General features: G+C 71.3%; 23 protein-coding genes. 6 read left to right on the forward strand and 17 right to left on the reverse strand.

What is annotated here, in order from left to right; all coding sequences use genetic code 11:
- Positions 1 to 135: 135 nt before the first annotated feature.
- The 3 genes from EV292_RS02305 to EV292_RS02315 form a co-directional block, all read right to left on the reverse strand.
- Entirely contained in the window at positions 136 to 1668 is a 1533-nt protein-coding gene (locus EV292_RS02305) for a Do family serine endopeptidase (RefSeq protein WP_132908144.1), read from the reverse strand.
- 111 nt (positions 1669 to 1779) lie between these two features.
- On the reverse strand, positions 1780 to 2655 hold the full coding sequence (locus EV292_RS02310) for a protease modulator HflC (RefSeq protein ID WP_132907558.1): 876 nt from the start codon (positions 2653 to 2655) through the stop codon (positions 1780 to 1782).
- Positions 2655 to 3755: a protease modulator HflK gene (locus tag EV292_RS02315; RefSeq protein ID WP_132907559.1), complete on the reverse strand. Its 1101-nt coding sequence runs from the start codon at positions 3753 to 3755 to the stop codon at positions 2655 to 2657. Before EV292_RS02315 ends, EV292_RS02310 begins: the two co-directional genes overlap by 1 nt.
- Before the next feature lie 66 nt (positions 3756 to 3821).
- On the opposite strand from EV292_RS02315, the gene EV292_RS02320 reads away from it, so the two are divergent.
- Entirely contained in the window at positions 3822 to 4772 is a 951-nt protein-coding gene (locus EV292_RS02320; RefSeq protein WP_243693561.1) for a P-loop NTPase, read from the forward strand.
- A 42-nt stretch (positions 4773 to 4814) separates the two neighbouring features.
- On the opposite strand, the gene EV292_RS02325 is transcribed toward EV292_RS02320, so the two are convergent.
- The 11 genes from EV292_RS02325 to EV292_RS02375 form a co-directional block, all read right to left on the reverse strand.
- Complete coding sequence (locus EV292_RS02325; protein WP_132907561.1) at positions 4815 to 5714, reverse strand: SDR family NAD(P)-dependent oxidoreductase; 900 nt, start codon at positions 5712 to 5714, stop codon at positions 4815 to 4817.
- Positions 5715 to 5794: 80 nt separating this feature from the next.
- Positions 5795 to 6307: a hypothetical protein gene (locus EV292_RS22870; protein ID WP_207913318.1), complete on the reverse strand. Its 513-nt coding sequence runs from the start codon at positions 6305 to 6307 to the stop codon at positions 5795 to 5797.
- A 243-nt stretch (positions 6308 to 6550) separates the two neighbouring features.
- The gene (phoB, locus tag EV292_RS02335; protein ID WP_132907562.1) at positions 6551 to 7243 is read right to left on the reverse strand and encodes a phosphate regulon transcriptional regulator PhoB; all 693 of its coding nucleotides are present in this window, start codon (positions 7241 to 7243) and stop codon (positions 6551 to 6553) included.
- Positions 7243 to 7941: a phosphate signaling complex protein PhoU gene (gene phoU / locus EV292_RS02340; RefSeq protein ID WP_132907563.1), complete on the reverse strand. Its 699-nt coding sequence runs from the start codon at positions 7939 to 7941 to the stop codon at positions 7243 to 7245. The genes phoB and phoU overlap by 1 nt, the downstream gene beginning before the upstream one ends.
- A 17-nt stretch (positions 7942 to 7958) precedes the next feature.
- The gene (gene pstB / locus EV292_RS02345; RefSeq protein ID WP_132907564.1) at positions 7959 to 8726 is read right to left on the reverse strand and encodes a phosphate ABC transporter ATP-binding protein PstB; all 768 of its coding nucleotides are present in this window, start codon (positions 8724 to 8726) and stop codon (positions 7959 to 7961) included.
- Complete coding sequence (pstA, locus tag EV292_RS02350; RefSeq protein WP_132907565.1) at positions 8726 to 10018, reverse strand: phosphate ABC transporter permease PstA; 1293 nt, start codon at positions 10016 to 10018, stop codon at positions 8726 to 8728. The genes pstB and pstA overlap by 1 nt, the downstream gene beginning before the upstream one ends.
- Positions 10011 to 11387: a phosphate ABC transporter permease subunit PstC gene (pstC, locus tag EV292_RS02355; RefSeq protein WP_132907566.1), complete on the reverse strand. Its 1377-nt coding sequence runs from the start codon at positions 11385 to 11387 to the stop codon at positions 10011 to 10013. The genes pstA and pstC overlap by 8 nt, the downstream gene beginning before the upstream one ends.
- Entirely contained in the window at positions 11387 to 12478 is a 1092-nt protein-coding gene (locus EV292_RS02360) for a substrate-binding domain-containing protein (protein ID WP_243693562.1), read from the reverse strand. The genes pstC and EV292_RS02360 overlap by 1 nt, the downstream gene beginning before the upstream one ends.
- Positions 12479 to 12540: 62 nt before the next feature.
- A complete protein-coding gene (locus EV292_RS02365) occupies positions 12541 to 13752 on the reverse strand; it encodes an ATP-binding protein (protein WP_132907567.1) in 1212 nt (403 codons plus the stop codon).
- Positions 13749 to 14159, reverse strand: a complete 411-nt coding sequence (locus EV292_RS02370) for a hypothetical protein (RefSeq protein ID WP_132907568.1) — start codon at positions 14157 to 14159, stop codon at positions 13749 to 13751. Before EV292_RS02370 ends, EV292_RS02365 begins: the two co-directional genes overlap by 4 nt.
- Entirely contained in the window at positions 14156 to 14824 is a 669-nt protein-coding gene (locus EV292_RS02375) for an HAD-IA family hydrolase (protein ID WP_132907569.1), read from the reverse strand. Before EV292_RS02375 ends, EV292_RS02370 begins: the two co-directional genes overlap by 4 nt.
- 61 nt (positions 14825 to 14885) lie before the next feature.
- On the opposite strand from EV292_RS02375, the gene glmU reads away from it, so the two are divergent.
- Positions 14886 to 16235: a bifunctional UDP-N-acetylglucosamine diphosphorylase/glucosamine-1-phosphate N-acetyltransferase GlmU gene (glmU, locus tag EV292_RS02380; protein ID WP_132907570.1), complete on the forward strand. Its 1350-nt coding sequence runs from the start codon at positions 14886 to 14888 to the stop codon at positions 16233 to 16235.
- Between the two features lies 1 nt (position 16236).
- Entirely contained in the window at positions 16237 to 18060 is a 1824-nt protein-coding gene (glmS, locus tag EV292_RS02385) for a glutamine--fructose-6-phosphate transaminase (isomerizing) (RefSeq protein WP_132907571.1), read from the forward strand.
- Positions 18061 to 18251: 191 nt separating this feature from the next.
- Here the strand turns inward: glmS and EV292_RS02390 are convergent, their stop codons facing one another.
- A complete protein-coding gene (locus EV292_RS02390; protein WP_132907572.1) occupies positions 18252 to 19430 on the reverse strand; it encodes a crosslink repair DNA glycosylase YcaQ family protein in 1179 nt (392 codons plus the stop codon).
- Positions 19431 to 19469: 39 nt separating this feature from the next.
- Complete coding sequence (locus EV292_RS02395) at positions 19470 to 20378, reverse strand: alpha/beta fold hydrolase (protein ID WP_132907573.1); 909 nt, start codon at positions 20376 to 20378, stop codon at positions 19470 to 19472.
- 133 nt (positions 20379 to 20511) lie between these two features.
- Here EV292_RS02395 and EV292_RS02400 point away from each other — a divergent pair, with 133 nt between their 5' ends.
- Both EV292_RS02400 and EV292_RS02405 read left to right on the forward strand, forming a co-directional pair.
- A complete protein-coding gene (locus EV292_RS02400) occupies positions 20512 to 20955 on the forward strand; it encodes a MarR family transcriptional regulator (protein WP_132907574.1) in 444 nt (147 codons plus the stop codon).
- Positions 20956 to 21870, forward strand: a complete 915-nt coding sequence (locus tag EV292_RS02405) for an ROK family protein (RefSeq protein WP_132907575.1) — start codon at positions 20956 to 20958, stop codon at positions 21868 to 21870.
- Between the two features lie 100 nt (positions 21871 to 21970).
- On the opposite strand, the gene EV292_RS02410 is transcribed toward EV292_RS02405, so the two are convergent.
- Entirely contained in the window at positions 21971 to 22780 is an 810-nt protein-coding gene (locus tag EV292_RS02410) for a shikimate 5-dehydrogenase (RefSeq protein ID WP_132907576.1), read from the reverse strand.
- 177 nt (positions 22781 to 22957) lie between these two features.
- Here EV292_RS02410 and EV292_RS02415 point away from each other — a divergent pair, with 177 nt between their 5' ends.
- Positions 22958 to 23620: an epoxyqueuosine reductase QueH gene (locus EV292_RS02415; RefSeq protein ID WP_132907577.1), complete on the forward strand. Its 663-nt coding sequence runs from the start codon at positions 22958 to 22960 to the stop codon at positions 23618 to 23620.
- Positions 23621 to 23657 lie beyond the last annotated feature (37 nt).

Genomic DNA, 23657 nt, shown 5'->3' on the forward strand with positions numbered 1-23657 from the left:
CGCGCTCACCTATGTCATAGGACGCGGCGGGGGCGGCGTCACGGGGGCACGCGCTGCGGGGCGCCGGCGGCCCCGAACGGCGACGGGTCGCCGCACCCGAGGATGCGACGACCCGTCACGCTGCCATGGGCAGGCTTACTTGATCTTCACCGGGATGAAGACGCCCTGCGCGCGTCCGCGCGTGACGTTGAGCAGCACCTGCGGTCGCCCGGCGGCCTTGGCGGCGGCCACTGCCCGCGCCACGTCGGCGGCGGCGCGCACCGGCTGCGAGTTGACCGAGGAGATCACGTCGCCGCGGCGCAGCTTCTGCCCGGCGTCGCTCGACGGATCGGTCGCCGCGACCACCACGCCCTGGAGCGTCGAGTCGACGCCGATCGAGCGCGCGATCTGCGGCGTCAGCGGCTGTACCGTGATGCCGAGCGAGTTGGACGCGGGCGCGGCCTGCTCGCCCTCGTCGCCGCCGAAGCTGTCGTCGTCGTCACCGCCGCCGCCGGTCAGCGCCGCCATCTGGTCCTCCGACGGGCGCGTGCCGACGGTGGCGTTGAGCGACTGGCGCTTGCCGTCGCGGATCACGTCGAGCTTGATCGTCGATCCCGGCGCGGCGTTGGCGACGAGGTAGGACAGCGTCTTGTCCGGCGACACCGGCTGGCCGTTGATCGCGCTGACGACGTCGCCGGCACGAAGCCCGGCCTTGGCGCCGGGCCCACCCGGCTCGACGCGGCCGATGATCTCGCCCGAGTCCTTGGGCAGGCCGAGCGCCGCCGCCATGTCGGCGTTGACCGGCTGGATGCCCACGCCGAGATAGCCGCGCTTGACCGGCTGGCCCTTCACCAGCGTGTCGATGATCGGCTTGGCCTCGGTCGCCGGGATGGCGAAGCCAATGCCGATATTGCCGCCCGACTGCGAGTAGATCTGGCTGTTGATGCCGATCACCTCGCCGTTGAGGTTGAACATCGGGCCGCCCGAATTGCCCTGGTTGATCGCGGCATCGGTCTGGATGAACGTGTCGAACGGCCCGGCGCCGGTCGAGCGGTGGACCGCCGAGACGATGCCCGCGGTCACCGTCCCGCCCAGCCCGAACGGCTGGCCGATCGCGACCACCCAGTCGCCGACGCGCGCCCGGCTCGAATCACCGAGCCGCACGAACGGCAGCGGGGCAGGCGAGGTGATCTTCAGCACCGCGATGTCGCTGGTCGGGTCGCGACCGACCAGCTTGGCGGTATATTCCTTGCGGTCCTGCAAGGTGACGGTGATCGACTCGACCGTCGCGCCGCGCGACGCGGGCGCGATCACGTGGTTGTTGGTGACGACATAGCCGTCCGCCGAGATGATGAAGCCCGAGCCGAGCGAGGTGCCCTCGCGCGTCACCGGCGCACCGCCACCGCCGCCGCCGAACTGGCCGAACAGGTCGCCGAACGGGGTGCCCGCGAACGGGTTGGCCGACTGCTGGACGGTGACCTTCTGCGTGGTGGAGATGTTGACGACCGCGGGCTGGAGCTTGGCCACCATGTCGGCGAAGCTCATCGGTGCGCCGCCGCGCGGGGCCGAGGCGCTGATCGCGCCCGGCTCGTTCTGCGCGACCTGCGCGGTCGCCGGGTTCTGCAGCGTCAGCGACGCCGCGGTGCCGCCGAGCAGGAGGGCGCCGGTGAGGGCGTAGGCATAACGCACTTTCTTCATGTCCTCTGAATCACCCTGTCGAATAAAGCGGGAACGCTACATGCTGTGGCGAACATGCGATGAACGTCGTTTGAATATGAACGCGCGACATCGCCGCGGGTTCTATCGCCGCCCGCCCTCGAATTCGCGCAGATAGCCGTTGTTCGGGCTCATGATGATGTTGGTGCTGCCCTCGGGCTGCGGGCCACCATCGGCACCGAAGGTGTGGCGGTAGCTCTGCATCGCGCGATAGAAATCGTAGAAATCGGCGTCCTTGCTGAACGCGTCGGCGTAGATCCGCGCCGCCTGCGCATCGGCCTCGGCGCGGACGATCTGCGCCTGCTTCTGCCCCTGCGCGCGGATCGTATTGGCCTCCTGCTGGCGCGCGGTGCGCATGCGCTGGAGCGCGCTCTCGAGCGGGCTGCCGTCGGGCAGGTCGGCATGCTTGATCCGCACGTCGACGATCTCGGCGCCGTACTGCTTGGCCGAGCGGCCGAGCGACTCCTGGATCTCGTCCATCACGCGCCCGCGCTCGGGGCTGAGCAGGGTCGCGAACGGCACCTTGCCCAGCTCGTTGCGCAGCGCGGTGCCGAGCAGGGGGCGGAGCTGGTCGGCGACCCGCTCCTCGGTGTTCGAGGTGCTGCCAGTCGAGGTCACCGCGCGCAGCGGGTCGACGATGCGGAAGCGCGCGAAGGCGTCGACGGTGAGCCGCAGCTGGTCGGTCGAGAGCACCAACGTGTTGTCGAGATCGGCGTCGAGCACGCGCTTGTCGACCCAGACGATCTTGTCGACGAAGGGGATGCGCGCGATCACGCCGGCGCCGGTGCGGCCGATCGCCTGGCCCGGCTGCCATTGGTTGATCAGGCGCACCGGGTTGTTGAGGCGGAGCACCACCGCCTGCTGCGTCTCGGGGACGATCGCGAAGGTCGCCGCGGCGACGATCACCAGCGCCAGCGCGAGCAGGCCGGCGGCGACGGGATTGCGGAGCCAGACGGGCATCAGCGCGCCCCCCCGCTCGGCTGCGCCGGCGCGGTGCCCGACGCGGTCGCGTTCGGCTCCTGCAAGCGGCGGCCGCGGTCGAGCGGCAGATACGGCGTCACGCCCGGGGTCTCGACGATCGTCTTGTCGGTCTTGGCCAGCACGGCCTCCATCGTCTCATAATACATGCGGCGGCGGGTCACCTCGGGGGCGAGGCGATATTGCTCGTACACCTGGTCGAACGCCGAAGCCTCGCCCTGCGCGCGCGCGATCACCTGCTGCGAGTAGGAGCGGGCGTTGTTGAGGTTGCCCACCGCTTCCTGCTGCGCCGCGGTCACCGCGTTGAAGTCGTCGGCGAGCTGCTGCGGCGGCGCGGCCTGCTTGATCGACACGCCCTGGACCTGGACGCCGGCCTGATAGCTGGTGAGGATCTCCTGCATCGTCTCGGCGACGCGCGCCTCGATCTCGGTCCGCCCCGCGCCGATCGCCTGGTTGAGCGTCGTGGTGGCCAGCACCGCGCGCATCGCGCTCTCCGCGGTGGCGCGGACGGTCTCCTGCGGATCCTTGATCTCGAACACGTAGTTGCGCGCGTCCGAGACGCGCCAGCGCACCGTATAGGCCAGATCGATGATGTTCTGATCGCCGGTCAGCACGGTCTCGCCGCCGTCGCGCGGGAATTCGTCGGTGCGGACCTGCTCGACGTCCACCTTGGTGACGTTGACGATCGGCGCGGGCAAGGTGACGCGGATGCCCGGCTCGAGCATCCCCGAGTAGCGCCCGAAATAGGTGACCACGCCGCGCTGCTGCGGCCCGATCTGGTGGATCGAGGTGAGCACCAGCCAGATCCCCACCAGCACGGCGACGCCGAGCAGCCACAGCATACGCGGGCTGGCGCCGAGCGGCAGCTGCGGGCCGCCGCCCTCGCCGCCGCCACCGCCGCCACTGCCGCGCGCGCGGCGGATGAACTCGTCCAAGGCGGTGGGTTTGGCGCCGGTGCGCTTGGCGCCGGGCGGCACCGACCAGGGGTTGCGCGGGCCGACATTGTCGTCGTTGCCCCAGGGGCCGTTGCTTTGTGCGGCGAGGGTGATGGGGCGCCGGAGCCAGCGTCGCGAGATGATCATCCCGCCTTTATAAGTGCGGATCGGCCGAAAAACAGTGGCAAGCCGCGACACGAGGCGTAACGGATCATGTCCATGGACGAGAATGAGCTGAAGCAGGCGGTGCGCGCGGTCGCGGGCGAGCGCGCGACGGTGCGAGTCGAGGGGCGTCGCATCGGGGTCGTGATCGACGCCAGCGGGCTCGACGCCACCGCGCGTGACTCGCTGGAGGCGGCGGTGACGATGGCGGCGACGCGGCCCGACCATGAGGTGCGGGTCGTGGTCACGGCCGAGCGGGCGCGACGACGCCTGATCGCCGTCGCGAGCGGCAAGGGCGGCGTGGGAAAGTCGACGCTGTCGGCCAATCTCGCGATCGCGCTGGCGCGCGCGGGGCGGCGGACCGGGCTGGTCGACGCCGACATCTACGGCCCGTCGCAGCCGCGGCTGATGGCGGTGGAGGGAACCCGGCCCGAGGCGCGCGACAAGGTATTGCTGCCGGTGGCGACGCCTTATGGCGTGCCGCTGCTGTCGATGGGGCAATTGGTCGAGCCGGGCCGCGCGATCGCGTGGCGCGGGCCGATGACCGCGGGTGCGCTCGGGCAGCTGGTCGACGCCGACTGGGGCGTGACCGACACGCTGGTGGTCGACCTGCCGCCGGGGACGGGCGACGTCCAGCTCACCATGGTGCAGAAGCATCGTCCCGCCGGCGCGGTGATCGTCTCGACCCCGCAGGACCTCGCGCTGATCGACGCGCGGCGCGCGATCGACCTGTTCCAGAAGGCGGGCGTGCCGATCATCGGCCTGGTCGAGAATATGGCGGGCTATGCCTGCCCGCATTGCGGCGAGGTGTCCGATCCGTTCGGGCGCGGGGGCGCGGAGGCCGCGGCGCACGAGGCGGGGATCGCGTTCCTCGGCCGCGTGCCGCTCGATCTGGCGATCCGGGTCGCCTCCGACGCGGGCGAGCCGCCCGCGGCGCGCGACGACGATCGCGTGTTCGCGCCGATCGCCGAGCAGGTGGCGGCCTGGCTCTTCGCGCATTGAGAGCGGGGCCCGCCGGCGCCCCGCGACGCCGCCGCCGCGCGGTCAGCCGCGCGCGAGTGCCGCGTCGATCAGCATCGCCTGCGCCGCACCCGATTCGGGGACGAGCGCGCCGGTCCGGTCCGTGATCGCCGCCCAATGCGCCGCGACGCCCTCGGGCGACAGAGCGTCGCCCTCGAGCAGGACGCCCGGGGTCAGCGTGATCTCGCTCGCCTGGAACACGCCCGCGCCCGCGCCGACGATCTGGTTGCTCGGCGCGTCCTCGCTCACCAGGAAGAGGGCGGCGGGCGCCACCTTCTCCGGCGCGAAGGCCGCGAAGGCGTCGGCGGGGAAAAGCTCCTCGGTCATCCGCGTCCCGGCCACCGGGGCGATCGTGTTGACGCGGATATCGTAGCGCGCGCCCTCGAGGTGGAGCGTGCGCGCGAGCCCGACCAGCCCCAGCTTCGCCGCGGCGTAATTCGCCTGGCCGAAATTCCCGAACAGACCGGAGGAGGACGCGGTCATCAGCACGCGCCCATATCCCTGGGTGCGGAAGCTGTCCCAGCAGGCCTTGGTGGCGTTGGCGGAGCCGAGCAGATGCACGCCGACGACGAAGGCGAAATCCTCCGGCGTCATCTTGGCGAAGCTGCGGTCGCGCAGGACGCCGGCGTTGTTGATGAGGATATGCACGCCGCCCCAGGCCTCCTGCGCGCGCGCGACCATCTCCTCCATCTGCGCGACGTCGGTCACGCTCGCGCCATTCGCCATCGCGGTGCCGCCGGCGGCGCGGATCTCCTCCACCACGGCCTGTGCCGCGTCGGAGCCGCCCTGGCCCGACCGGTCGCCGCCGAGATCATTGACCACGACCCGTGCGCCGCGCCGTGCGAGGTCGAGCGCATAATGGCGCCCCAGACCCCCCCCGGCGCCGGTGACGATGGCGACGCGTCCGTCGAAGCGGATCGACATGAGAAAGGCGCTCCCTCGCGAGATGGAGCGCCTTTCCTAATCAGGTGCGGGACGGGCGCAAAGCCCGTCCCCGCGCCGGCTCAGCGACGACGCGCGCGCTTCTTCCCGCCAGCGTCGCTCGCCTGCATGCAGCCGTCATACTGGCCCTTCTTGCAGATCGGGTAGTTCGCCTCGGGCGCCGGCGCCGGGAACGCCTGGTCGGGCGAGGGCGCGGGCTGGAAGCGCACCGTCGCACCCGGCTGCGGCGTGCCCGACAGCGCGGGCTGCGACGGCTGGTAGCCGCCGGCGGTCTCGGTGCCCATCGCGCCGCCCGCGGCGGGCTGCGGCGAGGCGGGGGTGGTCGACGGCGGCATCGCCGCGTCGCCGGTGGACGGCGCGGTCTGCATCGGCGCCTGCTGCTGGCTCATCGCCGGATCGGCGGTGGTGTCGGCAGAGGGGGCGGGGGCCGCGTCGGCGGGGGCGGTGGCATCGGGCGCGGTGGTGGGATCGGGCGCGGTCGTGCCCGTCTGCGGCGCCTGCTGCGGGGTGTCCTGGGCGATCGCCATCGCGGGCATGGCGATGACGGCGGCTGCTGCCAGAAGGATCGTCTTCATGTTCTCTCTCCTGCCGTGCGTTCGGTCAGAAACGCGTAAAGTCACGCGGGTCGGCCAACGATCCGGCGTCGAGAAAAGGTCCATCGTTGCGAGGGCGCACCGAAGAGAAGGGGCGGCGCGCGCTTACCAGCCGCAGTGTTCCCGCGCGCGCGGGAAACCAGGGTAAAGAGCGTGGTGCTTCGCGGCGCTGGGCTCCTGCGTTCGCAGGAGCACGGCCATTCCGCTGTAACTATCTGTAAAAGTTCAATGCCCTGTGTCGAGCGCGTAGCCGGCCGAGCGCACCGTGCGGATGATGTCGGGGCGTCCGCCCTCGTTGATCGCCTTGCGCAGGCGGCGGATGTGGACGTCGACGGTGCGGCTCTCGATGTCGCTGTCGTGCCCCCAAACGCTGTCGAGCAGCCGCTCGCGCGAGAAGACATGGCCGGGATGTTCGAGGAAATGCTTGAGCAGGCGGAACTCGGTCGGCCCCAGCGCGACCACCTCGCCGCCGCGCCGCACCTTGTGCCCGACCGTGTCCATCTCGAGGTCGGCATAGGTGAGCTGCTCGCCCGCCAGCGCGGGGCGGACGCGGCGCAGCACCGCCCCGACGCGCGCCACCAGCTCGCGCGGCGAGAAGGGCTTGGTGACATAATCGTCCGCGCCGGTCTCGAGCCCGCGGACGCGATCCTCCTCCTCGCCGCGCGCGGTGAGCATGATGATCGGCACGTTCTGCGTCTCGGCGGCGCGGCGCAGGCGGCGGCACACCTCGATCCCCGAGATGCCCTCCACCATCCAGTCGAGCAGCACGATGTCGGGCGGAGTCTCCTTCGCCATGAGGAGCGCCTCCTCGCCGTCGATCGTGTGCTGGACCGCGAAATGCTCGCGCGTGAAATGCCACACGAGCAGTTCGGCGAGGCTGGCGTCGTCCTCCACCAGCAGCATGCGGGCCTTGGCCATCAGATCGTACCCCCGTGGTGTGATTTGTCGCGTTCGGTCAGTCGCGTCCCCGTCGCCGCGAAATAGACCATCTCCGCCACGTTGGTGGCGTGATCCCCGATCCGCTCGAGGTTCTTGGCGACGAACAGCAGGTGCGCGCACTGACTGATCGTCTTCGGATTCTCGACCATATAGGTCACGAGCGTGCGGAAGATGCTGTCGTAGAAATCGTCGAGCGCGCGGTCGCTCTCGCATACCGCCAGCGCCTTTACGGGATCGCGCGCGGCGAAGGCGTCGAGCACCTCGTGGACCATCTCGGACGCCATCTTGGCCATCGCGGGGAGGGTGGAGATCGGGTCGATGCGATGCTCGCTCTCGATCTGCGGCACGCGGCGCGCGATGTTCTTGGCGTAATCGGCGATACGCTCGACCACGCCCGCGATCTTGAGCGCGGCGACGACCTCGCGCAGGTCGTCCGCCATCGGCGCGCGCAGCGCGATGATCCGCACCGCGGTGCGCTCCACCTCCGCCTCCAGCGCGTCGATCTTGCGGTCGCCCGCCGCGACGCGCGCGGCCTGGTCGGTGTCGCCGCGCTGCAGCGCGACCATCGCCTCGGCGATCGCGCTCTCCGCGAGCCCGCCCATCTGCGAGATCAGCCCGCGCAGCTGGCCGATGTCCTGGTCGAAGGCCTTGACCGTATGTTCCTGGCTGTTCGCCATCCGTCCCGTCCCGTCTCTCAGCCGTAGCGCCCGGTGATATAGTCCTTCGTCCGCTCCTCACGCGGGTTGGTGAAGATGTCGGACGTGTCGCCGTATTCGACCAATTGGCCGAGGTGGAAGAAGGCGGTGCGCTGGCTCACCCGTGCCGCCTGCTGCATGTTGTGCGTGACGATCACGATCGCGTAGCGCCCGCGCAGGTCGTGGATCAGCTCCTCGATCCGCGCGGTGGCGACGGGATCGAGCGCGCTGCACGGCTCGTCCATCAGGATCACCTCGGGATCGACCGCGATCGCGCGCGCGATGCACAGCCGCTGCTGCTGGCCGCCCGACAGCGCGGTGCCCGAGTCGCCGAGCCGGTCCTTCACCTCGTTCCACAGCCCCGCGCGGGTGAGCGAGCGCTCGACGATCAGCGCCAGGTCGGCGCGCGACCGCGCCAGCCCGTGGATGCGCGGGCCATAAGCGACATTCTCGAAGATCGACTTGGGGAAGGGATTGGGCTTCTGGAACACCATGCCGACGCGCGCGCGCAGCTGCACCACGTCCATCGCCTTGGCATAGACGTCCTCGCCGTCGAGCCGGATATCGCCGGAGACGCGCGCGCTCGGGATCGTGTCGTTCATGCGGTTGAGCGTGCGCAGGAAGGTGGACTTGCCGCAGCCCGACGGGCCGATGAAGGCGGTGACGTCCTCCTGGCGCACGTCGATGCTGACATTGCGGATCGCCTGCTTCGCGCCATAGAAGACGTCGACGCCGCTCGCGGTCATCTTGGGCGGGGCGTTGCTCATCACCAGCGGGTCTCGAAACGGTTGCGGAGGTAGATGGCGAGGCCGTTCATCGCCAGCAGAAACACCAACAGCACGATGATCGCGGCCGAGGTCTTCTCGACGAAGCCGGCCTGCACGTCGTCGGACCACAGGAAGATCTGCACCGGCAGCACCGTCGCCGGGTCGGTCAGCCGCTCGGGCGGGGCGGCGATGAAGGCGCGCATGCCGATCATCAGCAGCGGCGCGGTCTCGCCCAGCGCGCGCGCCATGCCGATGATCGTGCCGGTGAGGATGCCGGGCAGCGCCAGCGGCAGCACGTGGTGGAACACCACCTGCACCGGCGAGGCGCCGAGCGCGCGCGCGGCGTCGCGGATCGAGGGCGGCACCGCGCCGATCGCGTTGCGCGCCGCGATCACGATCACCGGGGTGGTCATCAGCGCGAGCGTCAGCCCGCCGACCAGCGCCGCCGAGCGCGGCATGTGGAAGGTGCCGAGGAACACCGCCAGCCCGAGCAGTCCGAAGATGATCGAGGGCACCGCGGCGAGATTGTTGATCGACACCTCGATCAGGTCGGTCCAGCGGTTCCGCGGCGCATATTCCTCGAGGTAGAGCGCGGAGAACACGCCGATCGGGAAGGCGAGCAGCAGGGTCACCAGCATCGTCAGCAGCGACCCCTTGAGCGCGCCCCAGATGCCCGCGCGGGTGGGGTCGGTCGAATCGGCGCCGGTTAGGAAATCGCGGTTGAGGCCGCGCGAGAGCTGCGGCGCGAGCGTGCGCGCGGTGGCGCGCGCCGCGGGGGTGCCGCCGCCCTTGAAGGCGATGTCGATCGCCGAGGCGACGGGCACGTCGATCAGTGCCGCGCGGTGCAGCAGCGAGGGGTCGCGCTTCACCGCCTCGCGCACGCGCAGCCACGCCGCGTCGGACAGCAGCGCCGCGCCGCCGGCGCGCGGGAAGGCGGCGTTGGCGGCGGCGTCGACCGCCTCCTCCAGCCCCGCGCCCGCGAGCGCCAGATCGGCGCGCGCGCCGCGCAGCTGCGCCGGCGTGACGGCCAGTCCCGCGCGCGCGAGGTCGATCGGCAGCGCGACGCGCGTCTCGACGAAGCCGCCGGCACCGCGCGCGATCATCGCGGCGAGGAGGAACAGCAGGAACGCCGCCGATGCCACCACCGCGGCCAGCCCGAGCAACCGGAACCGCCGCTCCGCCGCATAGCGCGCGCGCACGCGGCGCTGCATCGCGGCGGTACGCCAGTCGGTCGGGCGCCGCTGGGTGGGCGCAGCGCTCACCGGCGCCTCCGGGACGCGGCGGTCACTCATAGGCCTCGCGGTAGCGCCGCACCACGATCAGCGCGACGACGTTGAGCAGCAGGGTGATGACGAACAGCGTCAGCCCGAGCGCGAAGGCGGCGAGCGTCTTGGCCGAGTCGAACGCGGCCTCGCCGGTGAGCAGGTCGACGATCTGCTTGGTGACGGTGGTGGTGCTGGCGAAGGGATTGAGCGTCAGCGTCGCCACGCCCGACGCCGCCATGACCACGATCATCGTCTCGCCGATCGCGCGACTCACCGCCAGCAGTACGCCGCCGACCACGCCGGGCAGCGCGGCGGGGACGAGCACCTTGCGGATCGTCTCCGAGCTGGTCGCGCCCATCGCCAGGCTGCCGTCGCGCATCGCCGCGGGCACCGCGGAGAGCGAGTCGTCCGCCATGGAGGAGACGAAGGGGATGATCATCACGCCCATCACCGTTCCCGCGGCGAGCGCGCTCTCCGACGAGGCCCAGCTCACCCCCAGCGCCACGCCGAGGTCGCGCACCGCCGGCGCGACGGTCAGCGCGGCGAAATAGCCGTAGACCACGGTCGGCACGCCGGCGAGGATCTCGAGCAGCGGCTTCATCCAGCGCCGCGTCACCGGCCGCGCATATTGGGTGAGGTAGATCGCGCTCATCAGCCCGAACGGGATCGCCACCGCCATCGCGATCACCGCCCCGATGAAGAAGGTGCCCCAGAACAGCGGCACGGCGCCGAGGCTCGCGCCCGGATCGCGCGGGTCGACCACCTGCGGGCTCCAGTGCGTGCCGAGCAGGAAGTCGCCGATCGGCACGAGGCGGAAGAAGCGCGCGCTCTCGACCAGCAGCGAGACGACGATCCCGACGGTCGTCACGATCGCGATCAGCGAGGCGGCGAGCAGCAGCGCCATGATCACGCGCTCGACATGGCCGCGCGCACCGAAGCCCGGACGCACGCGCAGGAAGGCGAGCGCGCCGCCGACGAACGCCAGCAACAGCGCCACCGCGGTGGCGATCCAGTCGTAGCGCGCCTGCGCCGCCGCATAAGCGGGGGCGAGCTGCTCGGACAGCGGGTGGAAGGCGCCGTAGGCGCGCCCGGCGGCGAGGTTGCGCGCCTCCGCCAGCACCGCGGCGCGATCGAGCCCCGGCGCGGGGAGCTGCGCCGCGGTGGGCGTGGCGAGCACCGCGTCGGTCACCAGCGCGGGTGAGCTGACGTGCCAGACGGCGAGGAAGAGCAGCGCGGGCAGCAGCGTGCCCATCGCGACGAACCAGCCGTGGTGTTGCGGCAGCGAGCTGAACCGCCGCGTCGTGCCGCGGCGGAAGCGCGCCGCGCGCGCGCGCGCCGTGATCCAGCCGATCAGCGCCAGCGCGGCGATCAGGAAGGCGAGCGCGAGCGGCGACATCAGCGCAACCCCGCCGGATCGAGCGGGGTCTCGTCGGCGATCACCGCGGCGGCGCGACGCTGCACCGCCTCGGGCGAAGCGATCAGCCCGCGGCGCACGAGCGGGCCGCTTCGACCCCAGAGCGCGGCGTAGCGGCGGAGAAACGGACGCAGCCCCGGGATCGCGCGCAGATGCGCTTTCTTGACGTAGAGATAGAGCGGGCGCGCGCCGGGGTAGCTGCCGTCCGCGATCGTGGCGTAGCTGGGCGCTACGCCGCCCAGCGGAACACCCCGCAGCGCGCCCGCATTCTCCTCGAGATAGGCATAGCCGAAGATGCCGATCGCCAGCGGGTTGGTGCCGAGCTTCTGGACGATCAGATTGTCGTTCTCGCCGGCGTCGACATAGGCGCCGTCCTCGCGCAGCCGCTGGCAGCGCGCGGCGAAGACCTCGGGCGCGCGCTCGCGCAGCCCTCGCGTGCCGGGCTCCACCGCCTCGCAGCCCGGCGCCATGATCAGCTCGGCGAACGAGTCGCGCGTCCCGCTCGTCGCGGGCGGGCCATAGACCTGGATCGGGGTGGCGGGCAGCGCGGGATTGACGTCGCGCCACAGTCGCGCGCGATTGGGGCGGCCACCCGGCGCGGCGGCGAGGGCGCGATAGAGATCGCTGCTGCTCAGTCGCAGCCCCGGACCGCGCAGCGACTCGGCGAGGGCGATGCCGTCGATCCCGATCGGCACCTCCAGCACCGCGTCGACGCCGTGGCGCACGCACGCCTCATATTCGGCGCGATGCATCCGCCGCGAGGCATCGGCGACGTCGGGTTGCGCCGCGCCGATCCCGCCGCAGAACAGCTTCATCCCCGCGCCCGTCCCCGTCGCCTCGATCACGGGGGGCTTGGCGCCGGAATCGTTGGCGAGGAACTGCTCGGCCACCAGCGTGGTGAAGGGATAGACGGTGGAGGAACCGACGATGCGGATCTGATCGCGCGATCCCGCACCGCCGCCCGCCGCCTCGTCGACGCAGCCGCCGAGCGCGACCAGCGCCGTCGCCGCCAGCATGGCGTGCGGCAGCGTGGCCGGCATCCTGGCCGCGAGCGCGTTGACGAAGCGCGACATCATACCCCCGAGCGGGCGGCCCGTGCGGCGGCCCCGGTGGCGCCGCCAATGTGACACAAGCGTTACGCCTTGATGACAGCAGCGTCCGGCCCGGCGGCGGGGAGGGTTACCGCCACGCGGGTGCCGACCCCGACCTGGCTGGTGATGTCGAGCCGCCCGCGATGGCGCTCGACGATATGCTTGACGATCGCGAGTCCCAGGCCGGTACCGCCGAGCGAGCGGCTGCGGCCGGGGTCGACGCGGTAGAAGCGCTCGGTGAGGCGCGGCAGATGCTCGGGCGCGATGCCCTCGCCCTGATCCGCGACGACGAGGCAGACGGTGCGGTCGACGCCGCTGAGCGACACCTCGACCGGCGTGCCCGCGCGGCCGTATTTCATCGCATTGCCGACGAGATTGTGGATCAGCTGCGACAATTGCGCCTGATCCCCCACCACGCGCGGCAGGTCCTCGGCCAGCGCCAGCCGGATGTCGTCGCCGCGGTTGCCGTGCGTGGTGGAGAGCGAGTCGCACGCGTCCTGCACCAGCCCGGCGAGATCGACCTCGGCGCGCGGCAGGCGGAACTTCTCCGCCTCGATCCGCGACAGGCTCATCAGGTCCTCGACCAGCCGCTCCATCCGCCGCGCCTCGTCGAAGACGATGCCGAGGAAGCGCTGGCGCAGCCCCGGATCCTCCCCAGCGGCATCGGCGAGCGTCTCGACATAGCCGAGGATCGAGGCGAGCGGGGTGCGCAGCTCGTGGCTGGCGTTGGCGACGAAATCGACGCGCATCCGCTCGGCGGCATATTGGTTGGTCTGGTCGACGAGATGGACCAGCCGCAGCGCGGGGCCGAGCGCGGCGGTGCGCATCTGCCAGCGCTGGTCGAGCGTGCCGATCCCGACCAGATCGACCGGGTGCTCCGCGCCATCGGCGAGATGGTCGGCCGCACCGGGGTGACGGATCGCGACGCGCGCGTCCTCGCCCAGGATATGCTGGCCCAGCAGGGCGCGCGCGGCGGCATTGGCGACCACGACGCGGCCGGCGCGCAGCACCAGCACCGGCTCGGCGATCGCCTCGAGCGCGGCCTCATAGGGTATTTCGGCGCGGGTCGGCTCGGGCGCGGCGTCGGCGGGAAGTTCCTCCGGGATGGTGGCGATGATGACGACCAGCGCGGCGCATCCCGCCAGCGCGGCGAGCGCGGTCTGGCCGTCGCCGCCGGAGAGCACGAGCACGACCGCGGCGGTCGCGACCGCGATCGCGACCGCGAGCCAGGTGCGGAGCGGGATCTCGTCGATCACGCGCGCGGGTGTAGCGCAGTTCGCCGCTCTTGGGCAGCCGCGCCGCCCGCGCCGGCGCGGCGCGCGACGGCGACCACCACCAGCACCGCGACGATGATGGTCGTGTCGGCGACCCAGTCCATGATGTCGCAGTCGCGGTGGAGCGAGGGGATCGACTGCAACACCTCGATCATCGCGCCCAGGAACGACAGCCGCTCGCCGATGCGCAGCAGCGAGCTGGCAGGGAAGGCGAGCACGGACAGCATCGTCAGCGTGCCGAAGGCGAACATATGCTGCCACTTGTCGCCGACGTTCGCGACCTGCGGCGGGTGCGGCAGCAGCGCGAGCGTCACCGCGCCGAGCGTGGCGGCGACCAGCGCGAGCAGGAAGAGCGGGCGGACCTGCGCCAGCGAGGTGGTACCGGTCATAGCCGCTCCAGCGTGAGGATGAGTTCGTCGAAGCCGTCGATGATCGCCTCCGCGCCGAGCTCCTCGACCGGCTGCATCAGGAAACCGAAACGACATGCCACCGCGGGGAGCCCGGCGGCGTGCGCGGCCTGTATGTCGTAGATCGAGTCGCCGACGAACGCCGCGCGCCCGCCGCCGCAGCGTTCCACCATGGCGTCGATCGGCAGCCGCGACGGCTTGCCGTTGCCCGGCCCCATCGTGTCCCCGCCGATGATCGTGACGAAGCGCCCGGTCAGATCGAGCTGGCCGAGCACCTGACGCGCGAGATGCTCGAGCTTGTTGGTCACCACCGCGAGCCGGACACCGCGCGCGGCGAGCGCGTCGAGCGCGTCGATGGCGTGCGGATAGGGCTGGGTGTGGACGGTGAGATGCGCCTCATAATAGTCGAGCAGCCGCCGGTGCAGCACTGCCAGCTCCTCCTCCGAGCAGCCGCCGGTCGCCGCCATGCCCTGCGCCAGCATGTGGCGCGCGCCGCCGCCGATCATCGGCTTGACCTGCTCGACGGTCAGCGTGGGACGCCCGGCCGAGGCGAATGCGTGGTTCACCGCGGCGGTGAGGTCACCCGAGGTGTCGAGCAGCGTGCCGTCGAGGTCGAACCCGACGATCGGAAAGGGGAAGTCGGTCATGCGCGCGCCGCGTTGCCGCCTCATACTGGAATTGGCAAGCAAAGGGTGGCAGGGCACGCCCATGTCGAGCCAGCCGCCCGTCGCCATCGTCGTCCTTGCCGCGGGCAAGGGCACGCGGATGAAGTCCGATCTGCACAAGGTGCTGCATCCCGTCGCGGGACGCCCGATGCTGCTCCACCTGCTCGCCAGCGCGGCCACGCTCGCGCCCGAGCGCACCGTCGTCGTCGTCGGCGCCGGGCGCGAGCAGGTCGAGGCGGCGGTCGCCCCGCTCGGCGCCGCGACCGCGCACCAGGCCGAGCAGCTCGGCACCGGTCACGCGGTGAGGCAGGCCGAGGCGGCGCTGGCGGGCTTCGCGGGCGACGTGCTGATCCTCTACGGTGATGTCCCGCTGGTCAGCGCGGCGACGATGCGCGCGATGCTCGACCGGCTCCACGCCGCCGACGCGCCCGAAGTGGTGGTGCTCGGCTTCCGCCCCGCCGACCCCGGCGCTTACGGCCGGCTGATCGTCGCGCCCGGCGGCGACCGGCTCGAGAAGATCGTCGAATATAAGGACGCCAGCGCCGCCGAGCGCGCGGTCGACCTGTGCAATACCGGGCTGATGGCGGTGCGCGGCGAGCGGCTGTTCGCGCTGCTGGCGCGGCTCGGCAACGCCAATGCGGCGGGCGAATATTATCTCACCGACGTGGTCGAGCTGTCGGGGCAGGCCGCGGTGATCGAGGCGGCGGCGGACGAGGTCGCGGGAGTCAACAGCCGCGCCGAGCTGGCCGCGGTGGAGGCGACGTGGCAGCAGGCGCGCCGCGCGCGTGCGATGGCGGAGGGCGCGACGCTGCTCGCGCCCGAGACGGTGTGGTTCGCGCACGACACGGTGATCGGCCGCGACGTGACGATCGCGCAGAACGTCGTCTTCGGACCCGGCGTCGAGGTGGCGGACGGCGCGACGATCCACGCCTTCAGCCATGTCGAGGGCGCCAACGTGGCGAGCGGCGTCGAGGTCGGCCCCTATGCGCGGCTGCGGCCGGGCGCGGTGCTGGAGCAAGGCGCCAAGGTCGGCAATTTCGTCGAGGTGAAGAACGCGGTGCTGCACGCCGGCGCCAAGGCCAACCACCTCAGCTACATCGGCGATGCCGAGGTCGGCGCCAAGGCGAACATCGGCGCCGGCACGATCACCTGCAACTATAACGGCTATCTCAAGAGCCGCACGGTGATCGGCGCGGGGGCCTTCGTCGGCTCCAACTCGGCGCTGGTCGCCCCGGTGACGATCGGGGACGGCGCCATCGTCGCGGCAGGTTCCGTGATCGTCCGGGACGTTACCGAGGATTCACTTGCCTTGGCGCGAGGCCGGCAGGAAGAGCGCGCGGGTTGGGCGGCGCGCTTTCGCGCGTCGATGAAGGCGAAGAAGGGCGGCCAATAAGATGTGCGGTATCGTCGGTATCCTCGGCCATGACGACGTGGCGGATCGCCTGCTCGACGGGCTCAAGCGGCTCGAATATCGCGGCTATGACTCGGCCGGCATCGCCACCGTGGTGGACGGCCAGATCGCGCGGCGTCGCGCCTCGGGCAAATTGATCAACCTCCAGCGCGAACTCGCCGCCGATCCGCTGCCGGGCCAGACCGGCATCGCGCACACGCGCTGGGCCACCCACGGCGGCCCCACCACCAACAACGCGCACCCGCACGCCACCGACGAGGTGGCGGTGGTGCACAACGGCATCATCGAGAATTTCAAGGCGCTGCGCGAGGAGCTGATCGCGCGCGGCCGCGTCTTCACCAGCGAGACCGACACCGAGGTGGTCGCGCACCTGATCAGCGAGAAGGTCGAGGCCGGCGCCGCGCCCGAGCAGGCGGTACGCGAGGTGCTGCCGCGGCTCCACGGCGCCTTCGCGCTGGCGATCCTGTTCCGCAGCCATCCCGGGCTGCTGATCGGCGCGCGGCTCGGCTCGCCGCTGGTGGTCGGTCACGGCGACGGCGAGACCTATCTCGGCTCGGACGCACTCGCGCTCGCCCCGCTGACCCAGCGGATCGCCTATCTCGAGGAAGGTGACTGGGTCGTCTGCACGCGCGACGGCACGCAGGTCTATGACCGCGACAACGCCCCGGTGGAGCGGCCAGTGACGATCTCGGGCGTGACCGGCGCGCTGATCGACAAGGGCAACCACCGCCATTTCATGCAGAAGGAGATCTACGAGCAGCCGATCGTGGTCGCCCAGACGCTGCGCAGCTATCTGCAGCGCTTCGAGGGGCGGATCGTGCTGCCAATCCCCGACTTCGATCTCTCGGGCATCCGCCGCGTCACGATCGTGGCGTGCGGCACCAGCTTCTACGCGGGAATGGTCGCCAAATATTGGTTCGAGCAGTTCGCGCGCGTGCCGGTCGACCTCGATGTCGCGAGCGAGTTCCGCTACCGCGCGCCGGTGATGGAGGAGGGCGGTCTCGCGCTCTTCATCAGCCAGTCGGGTGAGACCGCGGACACGCTCGCCGCGCTGCGCCACGCGCGCGCCGAGAAGCAGGTGATCGCGGTGGTGGTCAACGTGCCGACCAGCACGATGGCGCGCGAGGCCGACCTGCTGCTGCCGACCCATGCCGGGCCGGAGATCGGCGTCGCCTCGACCAAGGCGTTCACCTGCCAGCTCGCGGTGCTCGCCGCGCTCGCCGCCAACCTCGCCAAGGCCAAGGGCCGGCTGACCGAGGCCGAGGAGCGCAACATCGTCCGCCAGCTCGCCGAGGCGCCCGCCGCGATCAACGGCGCACTCGCCTATGACGAATCGATCGAGGCGATCGCGGGCACCGTCGCCGGCGCGCGTGACGTGCTCTATCTGGGGCGCGGCACCGACTATCCGCTGGCGCTGGAGGGTGCGCTCAAGCTCAAGGAGATCAGCTACATCCACGCCGAGGGCTATGCCGCGGGCGAGATGAAGCACGGGCCGATCGCGTTGATCGACGAGCATGTCCCGGTGGTGGTGATCGCGCCGACGGGGCCGCTGTTCGACAAGACCGTCAGCAACATGCAGGAGGTCCAGGCGCGCGGGGGCAAGGTGCTGCTGATCAGCGACTATGACGGAGTCGAGGCGGCGGGCGAGGGCTGCGTGGCGACCATCACCATGCCCAAGGTCCACCCGCTGATCGCGCCTTTGGTCTATGCGGTGCCGGTGCAGCTGCTCGCCTATCACGTCGCGGTGGCAAAGGGGACCGACGTCGACCAGCCGCGCAACCTGGCGAAGAGCGTCACGGTGGAGTGAGGGTTTCGGCGTGCGTAGGAGCGCGGGGCATCGGCACCTCGTCCTGTCCTCGCCTTCACCCCTGGCGTCATCCTGAGCTCGTCTCAGGATCCACCGTCCCGCGCACGCAGGTGCCGCGGCGCCTGCGGAACCGTGGATCCTGAGACGAGCTCAGGATGACGGCAGGGCGGGGGGCTGACCACCCCACCGCCTCACCGGTCGCCCACCACCTCACCCAGCACCACGCGCTCCAGCCCGAGCCACGCCGCCATCCGCTCCAGTTCCGCCAACAGCCGCGGCATCGCGTCGGCGGGCGCGTCCGGCTCGAGCGTCACGCGCCGCGCCGCCAGCACGCCCGCGGCACGGTCGGCCTTGAGGTCGACCCGCGCCACCAGCGCCTCGTCGAGCAGGAAGGGGAGAACGTAATAGCCGTGCTGCCGGCGCTCCTGCGGCACGTAGATCTCGATCCGGTAGCGGAAGCCGAACAGCCGCTCGGTCCGTCCGCGCTCCCACACCAAAGGGTCGAACGGCGCCAGCAACGCCGCGCCCCGCACCCGCCGTGGCGGCGCGGCGTCACGATGCAGCCACGCGCGCTGCGGCCAGCCCTCGACGCGCACCGGCAGCAGCACCCCCGCCTCGGCCAGCGTCGCGATCGCATGGTCGCCCTCGGCCGGACGCAGCCGATAATAATCGCGCAGGTCTGCCGCGGTCGCGACCCCGAGCGCGCGGGCGGCCCGCTCCACCAGCCCCGCCTGCGCCAGCTCGGGCGAGGGCGTCGGCAGCGCCAGCAATGCCGCGGGCAGCACGCGCTCGGGCAAATCGTACACGCGCGCGAAGCTGCCGCGCCGCGTCGCGGTGGTGATCCGGCCCGACCAGAACAGCCATTCGAGTGCGTGCTTGGTGTCGCTCCACTCCCACCAGCCGCTGCGGCTCGCGCCGTTCTCGAAATCGGCCGCGGTGAGCGGTCCCTCGGCGGCGATCCGCTCCAGCACCGCCATCGCGCGGGGGCGGTCCTCGCCGGCGAAGCGACGCAGCCGCAGATAGCCGGTCTCGCCGCGCTCGGCCCGCGCCATCCGCCAGCGCAGCAGCGGGTGGAGCTCGAGCGGCAGCAGCGACGCCTCGTGCGCCCAATATTCGAACAGCCGGCGGTGGCGGAGCGGCCCCCAGGCGTCGCGCTCCAGCAAGCCGCGGTCATAGCCGCCCAGCCGCGCGAAGGCGGGGAGATAATGCGCGCGCGTCAGCACGTTGACGCTGTCGATCTGGAACAGGCCGAGCCGCTCGGCGGTGGCGCGCACCATCGCCGCGCCGGGGCGGCTCGGCAAGCGGCGCCCGAAGCCTTGCGCCGCGAGCGCGATCCGGCGCGCCTCGGAGAGCGACAGCGTCTGCGTCATCCTCGTGACTTGGCGGTCGGCCCCTGCCGACGTCAACCGTCAGGCGGCGCGCGCCACCCGCGGCGTCGCGCCGGCGCGCACATGCTCGTCGATCGCGGCGACGATCGGGTCGATCAGTTCGGGCGGGAGCGTGTGCCCCATGCCCTCGATCTCGAGCAGCCGCGCGCCCGGGATCGCGCGCGCGGTCTCGCGCCCGCCCGCGGGGGGCACCAGCGGGTCGTCGCTGCCGTGGATCACGAGCGTCGGCGCCGCGATCGCGCGCAGCCGCTCGGTGCGGTCGCCGTCGGCCACGATCGCGGCCATCTGGCGCAGGAAGCCGGTGGGGCAGCGGTTGCGCAGCGTCTCGGCGCGGATCCGCTCCGCCATCATCGCGTCCTCCATCGGGAAACGCCCGCTCACCGCGCGCCCCGCCATCGTGCCGTGCGCCACGATCGCCTCGATGTCGTCGCTGCGCGGATGGCGCAGCAGCAGCGCGGTGGCGCGCATCGACGGGCGCGAGCAGCCGGGATGGCCCGTGGTCGACATGATCGAGGTGAGCGAGGCGGCGCGCTCGGGCCAGCGCGCCGCCATCAGCTGCGCGATCATCCCGCCCATCGAGGCGCCGACCAGATGCGCGCGCTCGACCCCGAGCGCGTCGAGCACGCCGACTGCGTCGGCCGCCATGTCGTCCAGCGTGTAGGGAACCGGCGGCACCCGCCCGAACTGCTTCTGCATCACCGTCCAGACGATGCTGGGCACGCCGGCATGGTCGAACTTGGTGGACAGGCCGACGTCGCGGTTGTCGAAGCGGATCACGCGATAGCCGAGCGAAGCGAGCGCCTCCACCATCGCGGTCGGCCAGCGCACCAGCTGCGCGCCCAGGCCCATGATCAGCAGGATCGCCGGCCCGTCGCGCGGGCCGCTCTCTTCCACGTCGATCTCAATCCCGTTCGCTCGTACCAGCGTCATCCTTCACTCCGTCCCGGGCGCGCCTCCCGCCGCACCCTCTGCCTGTATAATAGGCGTCATATCACCGTCACGTGAATGCAACATTTCCATCCTGGTTCCGCTGCGGGCGATCCCGTGTTAGCGCAGCAACTTCATGGCCGATCGCCTTCATCTCGACCGCTTCCTGCCCTATCTGCTGTCGGTCACCTCCAACCGGGTGAGCGACCGGATCGCGCGCGCCTATGACGCGCTGTTCGGGCTATCGATCCCGGAGTGGCGGCTCATCACGCTGATCGCGGAGCATGCGCCGATCACCCAGGTCGAGCTCGGCGAGCGCAGCCGGATGGACAAGGTGACGGTGAGCCGCGCCGCGATCGCGCTGACCGGGCGCGGCCTGCTCGAGCGCAGCCCCAACGACACCGACCGGCGCTCGCACCACCTGCGGCTGAGCACGGCGGGCGAGGCGCTGTACGCCCAGGTCGCGCCCGAGGCCAAGGCGTTGGAGCGGCGCATCTTCGGGCGCTTCACCGCGGCCGAGATCGCGCAGTTCACGGACATGCTGCGGCGGATCGACGCCGCGGTCGAGGAGGAAAGTTGAATGGCGCAATTGCCGCTGATCGCGGGCGTTGAACTCGGCGGGACGAAGTGCATCGCGGTGCTGTCGCGCGGTCCCGACGCGATCCTGGAGGAAGTGCGCGTTCCCACCACGCGGCCGGAGGAGACGCTGCCCGCGCTCGAGGCGGCGCTCGACCAGTGGCGCGGTGTCGAGGGGATCGGCGTGGCGAGTTTCGGCCCGGTGTCGATCGATCCGCACTCGGGCGATTACGGCAGGATCACCTCCACCCCCAAGCCGCACTGGGCGAACACCGACATCGCGCGGCGCCTCGGCGCGCGCTATGGCGTGCCGGTCGGCTTCCACAGCGACGTCGTCGGCGCGGCGCTGGCGGAGGCGCGCTGGGGCGCGGGGCAGGGGCTGCCCGACCTCGCTTATGTCACGGTCGGCACGGGCGTGGGCGCGGGCATGATCGCGCACGGCCGCCCGGTGGACGGACTGACCCATTCCGAGTTCGGCCATATCCGCCCACCGCGCCTCGCCGGGGACGACTGGACCGGCGCCTGCCCCTATCATGGCGCCTGTGTCGAGGGGCTCGCGTCGGGACCGGCGATCGCGGCGCGGACGGGGATCAAGGGCGAGGACCTCGCCGCCGATCACCCGGCATGGGAGACGGTGGTCGGCGCGCTGTCGACGCTGTTCGCGACGCTGACGCTCACCGGCGTGCCGCGCCGGATCGTGCTGGGCGGCGGGGTGATGGTGGGCAACCCCTGGCTGCTGCCGCGGCTGCGCGCGGCGACCGCGGCGAACCTCAACGGCTATGTCGCGCTGCCCGAGGTGACGGACATGGACACGTTCATCGTCCCCGCGGCGCTGGGCGGTAACGCCGGGCCGCTCGGCGCGGTGCTGCTGGGTGCGCTGGCGGTGGAGGACCGGCTTGGCGCTGCGGTAGCGGGGTGAAGCCGGCGCTCGCCTGATCCGTCCGCCGCCCCGGCGCGACGCCGGAACGGCGGCATCGCCCGCGGCCTCTGCTTAGGGGTGCGCAGGGCCGCGTGCCCCGTCACGCCGACAGCGCATAGGCCTCCGCCGCGGCCACCTGCGCGTCGCTCGGCCGTTGCCCGGTGTAGAGCACGAACTGCTCGAGCGCCTGGAGCGTGGCGATCTCCGCGCCCGTGACCACGCGCTTGCCGAGCGCGCGCGCGAGCCGCAGCAGCGGCGTCTCGACCGGCTTGGCGACGACGTCGATCACCACCTCGGCGGCTTCGACCTGCGCGCGGGTGAAGGCGAGCGCCTCCGCGTCCGCCCCTGTCATGCCCAGCGGGGTGACGTTGACCAGCACCGGCGCGCGGAGCGACGCGCCCTCGGCATGCCAGTCGCAGCCTAGTGCGGCGGCCAGCGCGCGTCCCTTGGCCTCGTTGCGCGCGACGATCACGCCCCCCGCGAAACCCGCGTCGACCAGGGCGGTCGCGGTCGCCTTGGCCATGCCGCCGCTGCCGCGCAGCACGAAGCGCGCGCGGGCGAGCGGCTCGACCAGCGCGCGGACCGCGCTGTAATCGGTGTTGTAGCCCAGCAACGTGCCGTGGTCGTTGACGATCGTGTTGACGCTGTCGATCGCCGCGGCCGAGTCGCGCAGCCCGTCGAGCAGCGGGATGACGTCCTCCTTGAACGGCATCGACACCGCGCAGCCGCGGATATCGAGCGCGCGGATGCCGCGCACCGCGCCCTCCAGGTCGGTGGTGGTGAAGGCCTTGTAGACATAATCGAGTCCGAGCGCGTCATAGAGGTGGTTCTGGAAACGCGAGCCGAAGGTGCCGGGCCGCGCGGCGAGCGACATGCACAGGCGGGTGGCGGGGCCGATCGGTGGCTTCATGGGTGATTCTCCTGGTCTGCGCGTGCCGATAGCCGATGCCTGGGGTGCTGGCCGAATCCTCGATCTGCGCGGGCGACCGCGGCGACGCAGACGATCCTGCGTTTTCTCCCGCGGCAGAGGGCGGCGAGCCGCACCGGTGCGATGACTCACGCGGCGCGATCGGCTAAGCGAGGCGGTATGACGACCGACCTGCAACGACCGATCCTCACGCCCCCGAACGGTGCCAAAAAGGTATTGCTCCATTCCTGCTGCGCGCCCTGTTCGGGCGAGGTGATGGAGGCGATGACCGCGAGCGGGATCGATTATACGATCTTCTTCTACAATCCCAACATCCACCCCAAGGAGGAATATGTCCTCCGCAAGGAAGAGAATATCCGCTTCGCCGAGGCGCATGGCGTGCCCTTCGTCGACGCCGATTACGACACCGCGCATTGGTTCAAGCGCGCGCGCGGGATGGAGTGGGAGCCCGAGCGCGGCATCCGCTGCACGATGTGCTTCGACATGCGTTTCGAGCGGACCGCTTTGTACGCGCACGAGAACGGCTTCCCAGTGATCACCTCGTCGCTGGGGATCTCGCGCTGGAAGAACATGGCGCAGATCAACGATTGCGGCGAGCGCGCGGCGGCGCATTATCCCGGGATCGATTACTGGACCTTCAACTGGCGCAAGGGCGGCGGCGGGGCGCGGATGATCGAGATCTCCAAGCGCGAGCATTTCTACCAGCAGGAATATTGCGGCTGCGTCTACTCGCTGCGCGACACCAACGCGCACCGCGTGTCGCAGGGGCGCGAGGAGATCCGCATCGGCGAACTCTATTACGGCGACGCGCCGAAGGAGTGATGGACCATTCTCCCCGCTCGCGGGGAGGGTCCAGGGC

Source organism: Sphingomonas sp. BK235, assembly GCF_004345855.1.
Lineage (GTDB): Bacteria > Pseudomonadota > Alphaproteobacteria > Sphingomonadales > Sphingomonadaceae > Sphingomonas.